7 protein-coding genes and 4 pseudogenes are annotated in these 15,379 nt (G+C 68.5%); 7 read left to right on the forward strand and 4 right to left on the reverse strand.

Going from position 1 to position 15,379, the window contains the following annotated elements; translation table 11 throughout:
- The coding region (locus tag ALI22I_RS04450) for an NB-ARC domain-containing protein (protein WP_238598079.1) at positions 1-1,089 on the forward strand (1,089 nt) is incomplete at its 5' end.
- Between the two features lie 225 nt (positions 1,090-1,314).
- Here ALI22I_RS04450 and ALI22I_RS55315 read toward each other — a convergent pair.
- Both ALI22I_RS55315 and ALI22I_RS50385 read right to left on the reverse strand, forming a co-directional pair.
- Positions 1,315-1,467 (reverse strand): annotated as a pseudogene (locus tag ALI22I_RS55315) (helix-turn-helix domain-containing protein); the annotation flags it as partial.
- A gap of 151 nt (positions 1,468-1,618) precedes the next feature.
- Complete coding sequence (locus ALI22I_RS50385) at positions 1,619-1,771, reverse strand: hypothetical protein (RefSeq protein WP_179118088.1); 153 nt, start codon at positions 1,769-1,771, stop codon at positions 1,619-1,621.
- 237 nt (positions 1,772-2,008) lie between these two features.
- Here ALI22I_RS50385 and ALI22I_RS04465 point away from each other — a divergent pair, with 237 nt between their 5' ends.
- The 4 genes and pseudogenes from ALI22I_RS04465 (at position 2,009) to ALI22I_RS52975 (ending at position 6,287) form a co-directional block, all read left to right on the forward strand.
- Positions 2,009-5,377, forward strand: coding sequence for a hypothetical protein (locus ALI22I_RS04465; RefSeq protein WP_077004278.1), 3,369 nt, complete (start codon positions 2,009-2,011; stop codon positions 5,375-5,377).
- Positions 5,378-5,557: 180 nt separating this feature from the next.
- Positions 5,558-5,692 (forward strand): annotated as a pseudogene (locus tag ALI22I_RS48570) (IS5/IS1182 family transposase); the annotation flags it as partial.
- Between the two features lie 104 nt (positions 5,693-5,796).
- On the forward strand, positions 5,797-6,018 hold the full coding sequence (locus ALI22I_RS52970; protein WP_238598080.1) for a hypothetical protein: 222 nt from the start codon (positions 5,797-5,799) through the stop codon (positions 6,016-6,018).
- 65 nt (positions 6,019-6,083) lie between these two features.
- On the forward strand, positions 6,084-6,287 hold the full coding sequence (locus ALI22I_RS52975) for a hypothetical protein (protein WP_238598082.1): 204 nt from the start codon (positions 6,084-6,086) through the stop codon (positions 6,285-6,287).
- 28 nt (positions 6,288-6,315) lie between these two features.
- On the opposite strand, the gene ALI22I_RS04480 is transcribed toward ALI22I_RS52975, so the two are convergent.
- Positions 6,316-6,822, reverse strand: coding sequence for an EF-hand domain-containing protein (locus ALI22I_RS04480; RefSeq protein ID WP_077004279.1), 507 nt, complete (start codon positions 6,820-6,822; stop codon positions 6,316-6,318).
- Positions 6,823-7,391: 569 nt separating this feature from the next.
- Between ALI22I_RS04480 and ALI22I_RS55320 the strand changes: the two are divergent.
- Positions 7,392-7,724 (forward strand): annotated as a pseudogene (locus ALI22I_RS55320) (transposase); the annotation flags it as partial.
- A 35-nt stretch (positions 7,725-7,759) separates the two neighbouring features.
- A complete protein-coding gene (locus tag ALI22I_RS54420) occupies positions 7,760-8,647 on the forward strand; it encodes a transposase (protein WP_443216892.1) in 888 nt (295 codons plus the stop codon).
- Positions 8,648-9,282: 635 nt separating this feature from the next.
- On the opposite strand, the pseudogene ALI22I_RS04490 reads toward ALI22I_RS54420, so the two are convergent.
- A pseudogene (locus ALI22I_RS04490) lies at positions 9,283-15,345 on the reverse strand (SDR family NAD(P)-dependent oxidoreductase); the annotation flags it as partial.
- Positions 15,346-15,379 lie beyond the last annotated feature (34 nt).

The following is a 15,379-nucleotide window of genomic DNA, read 5'->3' on the forward strand; positions in this document are numbered from 1 at the left end:
GTCTTCCCCGCGCGAGCGGGGGTGGTCTGTGAGCTGCACCAGCGCATGCTCGCCGGAGAGACACCGGGGCCGGACGACAAGACCTCGCCTGCGAGCGTTCCTGCTCAGTTGCCCGTGGATGTGCGTGGATTCGTTGGCAGGGACGCCGAACTCGCGGAGCTCGACAACCTGTTGTCCACCGGGGAGGCCGCGGTGATCTCGGCTGTGGCCGGAACCGCCGGCGTGGGCAAGACGGCGCTGGCCGTGCGGTGGGCGCACCGGGTGCGAGAACGGTTCCCCGACGGCCAGCTGTATGTCGACCTGCGCGGATATGGTCCCGACCAGCCGGTCTCGCCGGAAGACGCGCTGGCCGGGTTTCTGCGCGCGCTGGACTTGGAGGGCGCGGCGATTCCGCAGGACCTCGCCGAACGCGCCGCGCGGTTTCGCACACTGGTCGCCCGAAGCCGGATGTTGATCCTGCTGGACAACGCCCGCACGGTGGAGCAACTGCGGCCCTTGTTGCCCGGTGGCTCGTCGTGCTTCGTGGTGGTGACCAGCCGGGACGCGTTGGCCGGCCTCGTCGCTCGTGAGGGCGCCCACCGGCTCGACCTCGATCGGCTGCCGAGCGAGGACGCCCACCGTCTGCTCCGCGAGCTGCTCGGCGACCGGGTGGACGCCGAGCCGGGAGCCGCCCGGGCGCTGGTGGAGCGGTGCGCCCGGCTACCCCTGGCCTTGCGGATCACTGCCGAGCTGATCCGGTCACGGCCCACCCGCGGCCTCAGCGAGTTCGTCGACGAGCTTTCCGGCCAGCAGGGTGCGCTCGATCTGCTGGATGCCGACGGTGATCCGCATACCGCCGTGCGCGCAGTGTTCTCCTGGTCGTATCGGCGGCTGGACGCTGTGGCTGCCAGGGTGTTCCGGCTGCTCGGCCTGCACCCCGGGCACGACGCGGACGACCACGCGGCTGCGGCCCTGGCGGGGGTCAGCCTGCGAGAGACGCGCCGGGCGTTGGACATGCTGCGGCGGGCGCATCTCGTCGATCAGATTTCCGACGGCCGTTACCAGCCCCACGACCTGCTGCGGGCGTATACGGGCGCGGTGAACCGCTAGGTGAACACGGTGAACCACAACGCGCCACGCGAGGCGACCGCGGACATGACGTTGACCCGCAGCCGTTTCCCGGTCACCCGCACGATCGGCGGCCTGCCCTCGGGCGCCCACGAACGACCGGGCGGGGGCGGTGTCGGAGCGCAGTCCGCATTGGTCGACCCACGCGATCACCGCACCCTCGGACCTCGTCCGGGCCTCGATCGCCGGATAGTCCTCGTCCAGCCAGGCCCGCACCGCGGCGGGCTGCTGCTCGTAGGCCCGCCGCGCGGGGCGCTGCGGGGTGAACCCGTGCCGACGCAGCCACAACCCGACGCCCTGCTCGGTCATGACGACCCCGACGAGCAGCCGGATCAGTTGGACCACGGCTGGCGGGTCCACAACGGGCCGCCGATCGGCAGTCCTCCGGGGTGTGGTCGGCTATCGCCGCGAACAGGGTGCCCCGATCCTCTCCGCTGATCAGTTCGGCAGGGCCGGGGCGTCCCGTGCGGGTCGCCAGGCCGTCGCGACCGTCCCGTCGGTAGGCGCGCCATCAGGTGCCCACCGAGCGTTCGGAGACCCCGAACACCTCCGCGGCCTGCCGGTAGCCCTCGACCCGACCGGCCTCCAACGCCGCCACCACCCGCAACCGCAGCACCTCGCGCTCCGCAGGCGACAACCGGTGCGCACCCCCGACCTCGATCACGAGTGATCAACCTATAGGAAGACGATCACTTTCGACTCAATAACAAAGTCCTAGTAGTGCTTCAGTACCATCTGTGCGGGACTCCTGTCGACCCGGACCAGGATCGAAGTGGCTGGTGCCCAACGTCCGGGGGGCAAGTCCCAGGGGCCGCATTTCTGCGTATTGTGGTTACGGCATTCGGGTCTGATGCGCACTTCATTGGGTGTCGGACGGTCGTGGTGAAGGCAGGATCGCCCCGTGGCCCAGGAACCACCTTTCGCTCCGGAGAGCGGGAAGTCCGTCGACGGCTCGGTCGATCCGAGTGGCGCCGCCCTCGGCCGGAACCGTGCCGATGCCGCTGACGGGCAGCGCGACGTCGGGCAGTATGGGGTGGCCTCCGGCTCGGGAACGATCGTGCAGGCCGGTCGGGATGCCTGGGTGCATGTGGGTGATGTGAATCTGCAGACCGGTGTGCCAGTGCGGACCCGGTACCGGTTCCAGGTGAAGCAGGTGGCTCCGCCGGAATTGATCGGACGGGAAGCGGAGTTGGCTGAGCTGACGACGTTCTGTACGGATCCGTCGACGGCCGGTTCCTACCTGTGGTTGCGTGCGGGGCCGTGGGCGGGCAAGTCAGCGTTGATGTCGTGGTTCGTGCTCCATCCGCCACCAGGGGTGCAGGTGGTGTCGTTCTTCGTCACCGCGAGCCTGGCAGACCAGTCCGATCGAACCGCGTTCATCGACAACGTCTTGGAGCAGCTGCTCGCCATGCTCGGCGAGGACTTGCCGCCGCTGTTGACCGCCGCGACGAGGGAGTCCCACCTACTCGGCCTGTTGGCACAGGCCGCCACCCTGTGCCAGGAACGCGGCGAGCATTTTGTGTTGGCGGTGGACGGGCTGGACGAGGACCGCGGTGTCGATGGATCACCCGATGCCCACAGCATCGCCGCACTGCTACCGCGAACCGGGGTTCGGGTCATCGTGGCCGGTCGCCCGGATCCGGATCTTCCCGACGACGTGCCACCTGATCACCCTCTGTACCGATCGTCGATCGTCAGACACCTGTCCACGTCCCCAAAGGCCAGAGCCGTGCGCGATGTCATGATCAGGGAACTGAAACACCTCATACGCGGTACCTCGACCCAGCAAGACCTGCTCGGGTTCATGACCGCCGCCGCCGGTGGTCTGGCCGTGCGTGATCTCGCAGAGTTGGCCGCCACGTCGGACTGGCATGTGGAGGACGAACTTCGTACTACCGCCGGACGTAGTTTTTCACGTCGACCGGGTACACCCCCGGTGTATGTCCTGGCCCATGACCAGCTCTACTCCGTCGCCTCCGAGATGCTCGGCCCGCGACTGGACCACTACCGTGAACGCCTCCACATCTGGGCCGACAGCTACCGTGTGCGCCAGTGGCCGTCGGACACCCCGCGTTACCTCGTCCACGGTTATGCCGCGACCCTCACCGCGATCGGTGACGTGCCCCGCGCCCTCGAATACGTCACCGATCCTCGCCGGCACGACCTCGTCTCGGCTTCGACCGGTCACGACCACATCGTGCTGGACGAGATCAAGGCCGTCCAGAGAGTACTGCTGCGTCAGCAGGAGCCGGATCTGGTGGCCTTGGCCAGACTCGCGGTTCACCGCACGAGCCTGTACTCGCGCAACGATTGGATCCCTGCTCACCTTCCGTCCGTATGGGCGATGGTTGGCCGGCTCGACCATGCAGAAGCGCTCCTGAACGTGATCGGTGACCTCGTTGTACGCAGCCGGGCGTTGACGGCCGCAGCTGTGGAATTCCACCGGGCGGGCGAGCAGCAACGAGCGGCCCGCCTTCTGGACGAGGCCGAGGACCTGGCCAAATCCTTCAACCAGTGGTGGGGTTCGTGGCCGTACGCCGAACTCGCGGAAGCCGCGATGCGGATCAAAGACTACGAACGAACCAGACGGGCCGTAGATGCCATCAAGCATCCGGAGGAACGTGCCGAGGCATGCGCGTCGCTCGCGCACGTGGCGCTCGACGACCTGGAACACGACGATGCCTCGAATTGGTACACCGAAGCAGAGGAGACGCTGAAACAGGTAGGCGGTCGTGCGGATGTGACCGCAATCGCCAAGGTGGCGGCCGCCGCGGCCAGTCTGGGGCACTCGTCGAGAGCGACGGACCTCGCCGACGGCATCCTCACCGAGGACTCGCCGGTCGCACCGGATATAGCAGATATCGCGGATCGGTTTCTTGACCTCCCGTCCGTCGACCGAACCGTGTCCGACCACGACAAGGCCAAGGCCGCCAATGCGCTCGCAGGTGCCGGACTCAGCGACGTAGCGCGCGCTGTCACTGCCACGATCAGCGATGTCGACGGCCAGGAGTACAGCCTGCTCGACGTCACCCGAGCCCTCGCCACCCTGGACCTCGACAAGGCAGAGGAATTGGCGCGGACCGCAAGCGATGTCAAGTACCTGTCAGCGCGGCTCGCGGCCGTCGCCGTCGCCGCGGGCAGAAACGGCGATCCGTCACGAGCCTCACGGTTGGTCGACGAGGTCGACGAGACGCTGGAAGAACTCCCTCAGGGCCAATGGCGAAGGTTCACCATCATGGCGATCGCCGTCGCCAAGGCAGATGCCGGCGCCATCGAAGAAGCCGAATCGATGGTGCGATCCCACATGTTGCCGTCCGAAGACATCACCGGGGCTCTCTCCGTCGCGGTCGCACTCGTTCGCCGCCACGAGATCGAGCGGGCGTCACATCTTGTCACGTTGACCGAGGATGCGGCACGACCGGCATCGACGAGCATCGACGAGAGGCGTTTGCTGCGATGGGTGCAAGTCATGGCCGACTTCGCGGAGTTCGATCGCGCCGAACGGTTGGTCCGGTCGTTCTCCACCGAGGAGGTGCGGTCGGCGGGATCGTCTATCATCACCGAAGGGCTTGCCGTCAACGGGGCCATCGACCGCGCCGAACAGACTCTTCACACGATCGCAGATCCTCGTCTGCAACGGCGCCCACGACTGGAACTAATCCGTATTCTGCTGGCGCAGGCACAAGACAACCGAGCGACCCAACTCGCCAGAACGGCCGAGACCTCAAACGACCGTGCCGCCGCACTCACCTTCATCGCCACGACGGCCAGAAAGGCAGACCTGCTCGATGAGGTAGTCGGCGTCGCCGACAATATCGCTGAACTCGAAGCACGCATCAAGATCCTGCTGTCCGCACTCCGAGCCGCAGCGGATCTGGGTGACCGCCCTCGGGTCACGGCTCTATGGCACCACATCCGGACAGTCGTCGGGCACACCGGGCGGCGACCGGTCAGAATCGACGGTTCCCGTCGGCTCTTCATGCCCTTGCCCGATCCGCTGCGCACCCTGACCGAAATCGCGGAGTCGGTGGATCGGGAGCCTCGGTTCCCTAATTACGACAACACGCCGGCAGGTCCCGTAGCCGGGCCCGGAGCGCTATGGCTGCAAGAGAATAGCCTCCCGGAACACAAGAAGTTGGCACACAACCTTGCGACCCACGACTGGTTCGACCTGGTCGACGAATTGGTCGAGGTCGAACCGGACGCTTTTCGGGCGATCCTTCTGGAGCTGGACCGACTCGGCGGCAGGGATGCGCTGCACCCATCTTGACCGGCGTAGCCCAAAGCGTGACCGCATGGGACTTCCATAAAGATTCGGACAGTGCTATCTCCGTGACCTGCTGGGGATGTAAAGCGCTCGCACGAACCGTCGCGACACGAACACCCGGACATGCTCTCAACACGCTGAAGCCCTCGTTCTACCAGCGACGATGACTTTTCGAGCGGCACAGGACCGGGCGAGCGTGCCAACGCCCAACTCAAGACCTGGCGCGTCCTGCGCAAGCTACGGTGCTGCCCGTACCGCGCCGGCCGCCTGGCCAAGGCCATCCACGTCCTTCAGAACTACGAGATCGCCGCAGGATGAAAAACGCTCACTGCTGCGCGAAGGGCCACGCACAAAAAAGCGCCCGGCGCCGAGGGGCCTTGATCTGTTTCCAGGACGAGAGCGGGTTCTCCCTACTTCCCGTGGTGAGGGCCACCTGGGCGCCGAGAGGCCGGACCCCGGTGCTGCGGCACCGGTTCTCCTGGAAGCGCATGTCGATGTCCGGCGCGCTCGCCTACCGGCCCGACCGGAGCGAGGCGGTGTTCGTGTTCCAGATCAAGCACGGCAGCTACGACACCGCGTCGCCGATCGGGTTCCCCACCGACCTGCACGACCACCTCGACGGACAGCCCGTGACACTGATCTGAGACGGGCTTCCCTCCCACCGCCCCAAGGCCATGAAGACCTGGCTGGCCACCAACGGCACTGGCTCGTGGTCGAACAACTGCCCGGCTACGCCCACGACCTCAACCCGATGGAACTGGTGTGGGGCAACGTCAAAGCCACCGAGCTGGCCAATCTTTGCCCCGACACCATCGATGAAGCCCACACCGCCGCACAGGCCAGCCTGGAACGCGTCGGCAGCAGCTACCAGCTGTGCTTCAACTTCCTCGACCACACCGGCCTCCGATTATGACAGTCCTCACTCAAATACCGAAAGATCTTTAAGCCAGATACTCACGCGCGGAGCGGATGAACTCGGACCGCGAGATGATGCCGTCGCTGTCGGTGTCCAGCGCGGAGAAGGCGTCCATCGCGTCGGGGGCCTGGATCCGCAAGACGTCCCGCAGGTAGCGGGAGAACTCGCCCTTGGTGATCTCGTCGTCGCCGTCGGCGTCGATGAAATCGAAGATCGCGTGGGCGCCGCCCTCGACCGCGTTGAGGCGGCTGGTGTCTATCGTGGCAAGGCGGGTCGCCGTGGTGAACTGCTCCTTGGTCAGGCTATCCCCGGAGACGCCCGAGTGCCGCAGCAGCTCCAGCCAGTACATCTGGTAGTACGCGCGGAGCGCCCTGGCACGCCGGTCGTCCTCGCTGACGTTGTAGGCCTGCAGGTAGCGGCTGATGAGGGCCTCATAGTCGGCCCACTCGAGCTGGCCGTTCCCGTTAAGGTTTAGCGCGTCGAACGCCATCGCGATCTTAGTCGAGACGAGGTCCTGCGTGGTGCTGTCCATTCGTGATCTCCCTGAGGTCGGTTGGGCACTGCCCAGACACAGACTCAAGGCACGCAGGAACAGCTGCAAGCGCAGTCATTCATCGGTGTTAGATGCTTCACCTGGGCGTGTGACCACCGCTCAAGCAATCGGGTTGGCGGAATCGGGTGATGTCGAGGGCACTCGCCGTGTGCTGGGCAGGACACGGCCGGGTAGACGGCGAGAATTGAGGTTCACCCCGAACGGTGGACAGGGAGCTTACCAGGTTCAGGCAGCCGCTCGGAGTGACTTCTCGTAGTCGCGGGACTAAGCATCCCGAGCACGGAGTGCCGCTGCACACTGTTGTAGAACATGACCCGATTGTCAATCCCGGCAACGAGTTCCGCTCTCGTGGCATAGGGCAGCGCACTTTGGTGATCTTGGCTGGTGAGGGACTTGGGGCCCGCTGATCACGAGGGCAGCCGCCTCGCGATGATCATGTTGTGACGCAAGAAAACCGCGAGGCGGCTGCGACTGCCATCACAGAGGGTGCCCTGGCGGTGTCGAATCTGGCCGGGTTACACGGGCGGTTGAAGCCGTGTTTCCGCAGGGTGGAGCCGTTCCGGCAGGCGGAGAAGTATGTCGCGGCACTGGTCAGCGACCTGCCGCGGAAGAACGGCTGGACCATCGCCGAGCACGCCGGGAACACCACTCCCGATCGCACCCAGCGGTTGGTCAACCACGCGGTCTGGGACCACGACACCGCGATGGGAGTGATCCGCGGATTCGTGGCCGAGCACCTGGCCGGTCAGCCGCTGGTGGTGGCGGCGCTGGACGAGTCCGGGCAGGAGAAAACCGGCGCCGCCACCGCCGGGGTCAAGCGGCAGTACATGGGCTGCGCGGGCCGGATCGCCAACGGGGTCGACACGTCTACTGCTCCTATGCCACTCCGGGCGGGCACGCGCTGGTCGGCGCCCGGATCTACGTTCCCGCCGACCAACTCGACGACCCAGGCCGCCGCGCCGCGCTCGGCATCGGCGACGGGATCGGGTTCCGGACCAAGCCACAGCCAGCCATCGACATCCTGGGCGACATGGTCACCGGCCGGTCGATGCCGTCCTGGTGCGCCGGTGACGAGGTCTACGGCCGCTCCGGCGAACTGCGCACCTTCTGCGAGGACAACGGGATCGGGTACGTACTGCGGGTGGGGTGCGCCTTCCGCGCCGAGTTGGCGGCGGGTGTCAGGCCGCGTGCCGACGCCGCGGTGACACGGTTTCTGACCGCTGCCCGCTCGTGGCAGATCCGCGCAGTTGCCGGGTCCAAGGGCGAACGCCGCTACGCCTGGGCGTGGGTCGCGACTACCGACCACCGACACTTCCTGTTGATCCGCAAGCACCTGGGCACCGGTGAGCTGGCCTATCACTACTACTACGTCCCGCCCAGGCGGCCGGTCACGCTGATGACCTTGGTGCGGGTGGCGTGCCTGCGCTGGCCGGTGGAGGAGGATTTCGGGTTCGGCAAGGACCACTTCGGGCTGGACCATTCCCAGGTCCGGCTCTACACCGCACTGTTGCGGCACATCGTGCTCACCATGGCAGCCCCCGCCGTCTGCGCCGTCACCGCCGGCCAAGCCAAAACCCGGGCACCACAACCAATCCTGCCCACCCGGCCCGATCAGGAACCACCGGTCGACACCGGCCTGATCGCACCGACCGTCGCCGAGATCAAACGGCTGTTCAACCTCGTCACCCGCAAACACCACCCCCAGGACCACCACCTGAAATGGGTCATGTGGAGACGACGCCACCAGGCACGCGCCAGGTGGTACCACTACCGAACCCGACTCCGCCGCAACCAACCAGCGTGATCAACTACAAGTGCGACTGCCCTAGTAGAAGGCAAACCGCAGTCCAAGATGGACGAACGGATCCTCCGACCGTTTGCGGCGCACAGCCGGCCCTTTGGCCCGCAGCCACGCACCGAGCAGATCCGGATCCTCCGGTCGTGAAACCATCACCATGACCACCTTCACATCGACGGACCGGGTATCAACAGGACGATCCACGGCAGAGGCTGTGACGGCGGTCGGGGTGTTCCCACCCGAAAGGACCATCAGATGTCGTTGTCCGCCATGACCACCGAGCAGGGATCACGACGTGCGGCGACCACCGCCGGCACGTGCTCCGGAACGTCCAGGAAGGTACTACGGGATCTGCCGGCGCCGCAGGCTCGACCCCGCCCTGCTGACCGACGCCGAACTCGCGGTAGGTCCGGCCGCGTGGCGCCGCATGGAGGACCCGTCGGCCGGTCGTCCGCGAGTTCCCGCCCAAAGCGTCGATATGCCCCTCTGCCCCCCGCTACCCGGCCACCATCGCCGCCGAGATGACCGACTCCGTGGATTCCTGACCCGGTGCAAACCCTCAACTCGCCGCGGCCATGGCGCGACCACACATCGTAGTGGTGCGAAACGCCGACTGCCAAAGCGACGGTGGAAACGGTTCATCATCGCTCGGCAGTCGCTCCAGCCGCGTCGTGAATATTTGCGCGTGATCGGGTCTCAGCTGGTCGGGCCAGTTCGCCCAGCCACGAACGGACCGCGTTGGCCGTCGAGGCGGCGTGGGTTTCCCCGATGGTGAAGTGGTTCCCAGGGACGTCGACGACCGAGTGCTTCAGGCACCAGGAGGTCCGCCATCGCTCATCGTCCGCGTGGTCCGTGAAACCGTCCATCGGTTCCGAGGCCCGCACGAGCAGCGTGGGAGCAGCGATCGGGCTGGGTCGCCACTCGGTGAACAGGCCCCCGTACCAGGCCATGGCTCCCAGCCTGGTGCCGTCGATGCGCACCAGGTCCCCGTCGCGCATGAACATCTCCCGGATCATGGTGCTCTGCATCGTGGGGTACCACCGGTGGTCGGGCAGGTAGGTGTCGAGCAGCACCACGCCGAGCGGGCCCGCTCCTCTCCTTTCCAGTTCGCTCGCGGTGGCGTGGGCGAGGAAGCCCCCGGACGACGAGCCCAGCACCACGTACGGGTCCGCCGTGGAGCGGCACACCACGTCAGCCAGGGATCGCAGCAGCACGTCCAGGTCGGCGGGCAGGGCCTCCTCTCCGTCGAAGCCCGGCAACGCGATCACGGAGAGGTCCTGTTGATCGCGGAACGGCGCGGCGAGCCGCAGGTACTGGTGAACGCCGCCCAGCGCGGAGAACGCCGCGAAGCAGAGCACGTGCGGGCCTCTCGGCCCGCTCGCGAGGCGGACCGGTTCGGCGATCTGGCCCCGTTCTCCGGGTTGTTCGAACGTCGGTCGCAGCATCGCGGCACCGCGCAGGAGCCCCACGCCGACCTCGATTTTGCCCTGCTCACAAGCCTGTTCGAACAACGCGCGGATCGGGTCAGTCGCAGCCTCACCGGTCACCGGCTCCGGCTCGTCGCCGTCCATCGAGACGATTTCCACGGCCAGGTGGGACGCCAGTGCCTCCGGGGTGCGGTGGTCGAAGGCCAACGTCGGTTGCAGGCGCAGGCCCGTCGCGGTCGCCAGGCGGTTGCGCAGGTCGATCGCCGTGAGCGAGTCCAGGCCGAGCGCGGAGAATGCCGCTCCCGGTGTGACCGCCTCGGCGTCCGCGTGGCCGAGAACGGCTGCGGCCTGGGTCCGAACCAGGTGCAGGAGCGTGGCGTTCCGCTGTTCCGGGTTCTGCTCCTTCAGCCGGGTCGCGATGTCCTCGTCGGGGGCCGGCGCGGTGGTGCGGTTGTCGCGTCGGGGCTGCGAAGTCGCCATGCGGATGGGAAGCACGCACGCCCGGTCCATCCCGCGTGCGGCGTCGAACAGCGCCAGCGCCTGCTGGTTGGACATCGGCAGGACGCCCGCTCGGCTCATCCGCCGCCGGTCGGCGTTGTCCAGATGGCCCGTCATGCCGCTGGCCTGCTCCCACAGGCCCCAGCCCAAGGACTGCGCGGGCAGTCCCCGCGCGCGGCGGTGGTGGGCGAGCGCGTCGAGGAACGCGTTGGCAGCGGCGTAGTTCGCCTGGCCGGCGCTGCCCAGCGCCGCTGCCGCCGAGGAGAACAGGATGAACTCGACCTCGCGGCGTTCCGCGGTCAGTTGGTGCAAGTTCCACGCGGCGTCCACCTTCGCGCGGAGGACGCCCTCGAACCGCTCCGGCGTCAAGGACGTCAGCACACCGTCGTCGAGCACACCCGCCGCGTGGATGACACAGGTCAGCGGCCGGTCGGCCGGTATCTGCCGAACCAGCTCGGAAAGCTGCTGGCGGTTGGCGGCGTCACACGCTGCCAACCGCACCCGCGCGCCCGATCCGGCGAATTCCGCGGCGAACTCCGCCGCGCCGGCGGCATCCGGGCCCTGCCTGCTGACCAGCAGCAGGTCCCGCACGCCGTGCTCGGCCACCAAGTGGCGCGCCACGGTCCTGCCCAACGTCCCCGTGCCACCCGTGATCAGCACGGTGCCCCGCGACAGACCTGCCGCCGAAGCCGCAGGGTCCGGGTCAACGCGCGTGAGTCGAGGTACGAGCACGGCGCCGGCGCGCACCACGAGTTCCGGTTCGTCCGCGCCCACGATCCGGCGCAGCTCCCGACGTGAGTCCTCGGTCGCGTCGATGTCCACCAATCGGAACCGGTCCGGGTGTTCAAGCATCGCCGAACGCACCAGTCCCCACACCGGTGCGTGCGCCAGGTCTGCCACGTCCTCGTCGGGGTGTGCCGCCACCGCGCCGCACGTCACAAACACAAGACGGGACGAGTCGGGGCGCCGCAGCCATGCGCGAACGAGCTCGAAGGCACGGTGCGTCGCTCTGCGCGCGGCCTCGACCACGTCCTCCGGCTCCTCTCCGACGAGGAACGCGACCACGACGTCAGGCGCGTCGGACTCCGGTGTGACGGTGTCGACACCGGACATCCCGGCGAGCAGTGCCACCGGGACCGGGTCGAGCGCGGCCCAGTGCCACGAATCGCGGGCGAGGCCGGTCGCCGGCTCCCATTCCACCAGATGCAGCGGCCGACGCCCGTTCCGGATCATCCCGGCACCAATCGGCCGCAGCACCAGCGAGTCCACGGAGAACACGGGCCTGCCACCCTCGTCCGTCGCGGTCAACGACGCGGAATCGCCGCTCGACGTCAACCGCACCCTCAGCACCGCCGTGTCGCTCGCCGCCAGCGAAACGCCCTGCCAGGAGAACGGCAGCCTCGGCGGGCCGGCCTCCACCCCGAGGGCGATGGCGTGCAGCGCGCCGTCCAGCAACGCCGGGTGCACCCGGAAACCGGTGGTGTCGTCCGCGAGCACCGCCTCGGCGCAGATCTCGTCGCCGCGCCGCCACGCCGCCCGCAAACCCTGGAACGACGCCCCGTACTCCAGACCCGACTCGGCCAGGCGGTCGTAGAGGTCCGCGAGGTCCACGGGTTCCGCACCGGGAGGCGGCCACGGCTCGGACGGGCCGACGGGGTCGACGCCCTCGGACAGGGTTCCCGAGGCATGGCACGTCCACGGCCCGTCGGCCCCGCACGAATGGAAGCGCACCGGGCGCAGGCCCGCGGCGTCGGGCGCGCCCACGGTCGCCTGGATCGCGACGTCGCCGTGCTCGTCCAGCATGAGCGGGGTGTGGACGGTCAGCTCCTCGACCCGGTGGCACCCGACTTCGCCGCCCGCCCGGACCGCCATCTCGAGGAACGCGGTTCCCGGCAGCAAGGTCACCCCGAACACGGCGTGATCGGCGAGCCATGGATGCGCGCGCAGGCTGAGCCGGCCGGTGAGCACGAACTCGTCGGAGCCGGCCACCGGCACGACGGCGGCCAGCAGGGGGTGGTTGGCAGCCGCCAAACCCGCCGACTCCACGTCCCGGGGGGTCGCCGGATCGTCCAGCCAGTAGCGCTGCCGCTGGAAGGCGTAGGTGGGCAGGTCCACGGTGTGGTTGCCGTTCCCCAGCACCGGCCCCCAGTCGACCGTCACACCGTGCACGTGGGCTTCGGCCAAGGACCGGTGGAAGCGGTCGAGACCACCGTCTTCGCGTCGCAGGGATCCGAGCGCGGCACCCTCGAAACCTCGCTCGACCATGCTCTCCTGGATTCCGTGCGTGAGGATCGGTTGCGGGCTGATCTCGGCGAACAACCGGTGGCCAGCGTCGAGCAGGGCGTCGGTGGCGTGCCGGAACCGCACCGTAGAGCGCAGGTTGCGGTACCAGTACTCGGCAGTCAGCTCCCCCGGGTCGATCCGGTCACCGGTCACCGCGGAGTAGAGCGGAATCCGCGCCTGCTGCGGTCGGACACCGGAGGCGGCGTCCAGCACCTGCTGCCGGATCAGCTCGACGTGGGGCGAGTGCGAGGCGTAGTCGACCGCCAGGCGAGTGGTCCGGATCCCCGCCGCGGATAGCTCGGTGAGCCACTCGTCTACGGTGTCGCCGTCTCCCGCAACCACCGTCGACGAAGGACCGTTCACCGCCGCCACCGAGAGCCGCGTGTCGCGCAACCGCGACAGGACTTCGGCGTGGGGCAGCGCGACCGAGGCCATCGCACCGCTCCCGGCCAACTGCCCCAGGGCGCGACTGCGCAGGGCGACGATCCTGGCGGCGTCGTCGAGCGACAGCGCCCCGGCCACGCACGCGGCGGCGAGCTCGCCCTGTGAGTGCCCGACGACGGCGGCGGGCTCCACACCACAGGACCGCCACAGGGCCGCCAATGACACCATCACCGCGAACAGCGCGGGTTGGACGACGTCGACCCGCTCCAGCGACGCGGCACCCGGCGCACCCCGCAGCACGTCGAGCAGGGACCACTCCACATGGGAGCACAGGGCGGCGGCGCAGTCCTGGACGCGCCGCGCGAAGGTTTCCGAACAGGCCAGGAGTTCCCGCGCCATCCCCGGCCACTGGGAACCCTGGCCGGGGAAGACGAAAACCACCTTGGCGTTCGTGGCCGCCACCCCCTGAACCACGTCTGCCGCCGGATCCCCCTGGGCGAGTGCGTCCAGGCCCTGGGCGAGGTCGTTCCCCGTTCCGGCCAGGACCACGGCGCGGTGGGCGAAGTTCGACCGCGTGGTCGCCAGCGACCACCCCACGTCGGACAGGGCGCGCGGCTTCCAGCTCAGGTGTTCCCGCAGCCGCTCCGCCTGCGCCCGCAGGGCCGCGCCTGTCTTCGCCGAGAGCGCGCACGGAACCGCACCGGTCCCCGTCGCCACCGCACTGTCCGGATCGGTCTCCTCGGGTGCCTGTTCCAGGACGAGATGGGCGTTCGTGCCGCTGATGCCGAACGACGACACACCCGCGCGCCGCGGCCGGCCGGTCCGAGGCCAGGGCTGACTGGTGGTCAGCAGCCGCAGGCCGCTCGCCGCCCAGTCCACGTGCGGTGACGGTTCGCCGATGTGCAGGGTTTCCGGCAGCAGGCCGTGCTCGAGTGCCCCCATCATCTTGATGACGCCGCCGACACCGGCCGCGGCCTGCGTATGCCCCAGGTTCGACTTCAGCGAACCGAGCCACAGCAGGCGGTCCTGAGTGCGTCCTCCGCCGTAGACCGCAGCCAGCGCCCGCGCCTCGACGGGATCGCCCAGCGGCGTGCCCGTGCCGTGCGCCTCCACCACGTCCACGTGTTCCGGGGCCAGCCCGGCGCGGGCCAGCGCGCTGCGGATGACCCGCTCTTGGGCGGGCCCGTTCGGCGCGGTCAGCCGGCTGCTCGCGCCGTCCTGGTTCACCGCGGTGCCGCGGATGAGTGCCCGGACGGGGTGCCCGTTGCGCCGGGCGTCGGAGAGCCGCTCCAGCAGGAGGACCCCGACGCCCTCACCCCACCCTGCGCCGTCGGCCGAAGCGGCGAAGGACTTGCAACGACCGTCCGGGGCCAGGCCCCCCTGCCGGCTGAACTCGATGAACACGTTCGGTGACGACATGACCGTGACACCACCGGCCAGCGCGAGCGAGCACTCCGAGCGGCGCAGGGATTCACAGGCCCAGTGGATCGCCACCAGCGAGGACGAGCACGCGGTGTCCACGGTCACCGCAGGCCCCTCCAAACCGAGGGTGAACGCCACGCGACCGGAGGCGAGGCTGCCCGCGCTGCCGTTCCCGAGGTACCCCTCATACCCCTCGGGGGTGCTGGTCAGCCGCGCCGAGTAGTCCTGGTACATGACTCCCGCGAACATCCCCGTCCGGCTGCCACGCAGCTCGGAGGGTGCGATGCGGGCGTGTTCGACCGCCTCCCAGGAGGTTTCCAGCAACAGGCGCTGCTGCGGGTCCATCGCGGTGGCCTCCCGGGGGCTGACGCCGAAGAACTCCGCGTCGAACCGGTCGACGTCGTGGAGGAACCCGCCGCAGTTGGTGTAGCAGGTCCCTTCCCTGTCCGGGTCGGGATCGTAGATCCGTTCCACGTCCCAGCCCCGGTTGACCGGGAACCCCGACACCGCGTCAACGCCCGAGGCGACCAGGTCCCACAGGTCGTCCGGGCACCGCACCTCCCCCGGGTAGCGGCAGGCCGTTCCGATGATGGCGATCGGTTCCCGGTCCCGCTCCTCGATCTCCGCGAGCCGGTGGCGGACCTGGCGCAGGTCGGTCGTGGCGCGCTTGAGGTAGTCCCGCAGCCGCTGTTCGTTGTGCATCCGTGGTGTCCCCGTGGTCCGC

The sequence above is a fragment of the Saccharothrix sp. ALI-22-I genome, from assembly GCF_001984175.1.
Classification (GTDB): Bacteria; Actinomycetota; Actinomycetes; order Mycobacteriales; family Pseudonocardiaceae; genus Actinosynnema.

Coding starts and splice junctions, on each gene's coding strand:
- ALI22I_RS04480 (WP_077004279.1), bottom strand. CDS start 6,822: ATGGACAGCACCACGCAGGACCTCGTCTCGACTAAGATCGCGATGGCG.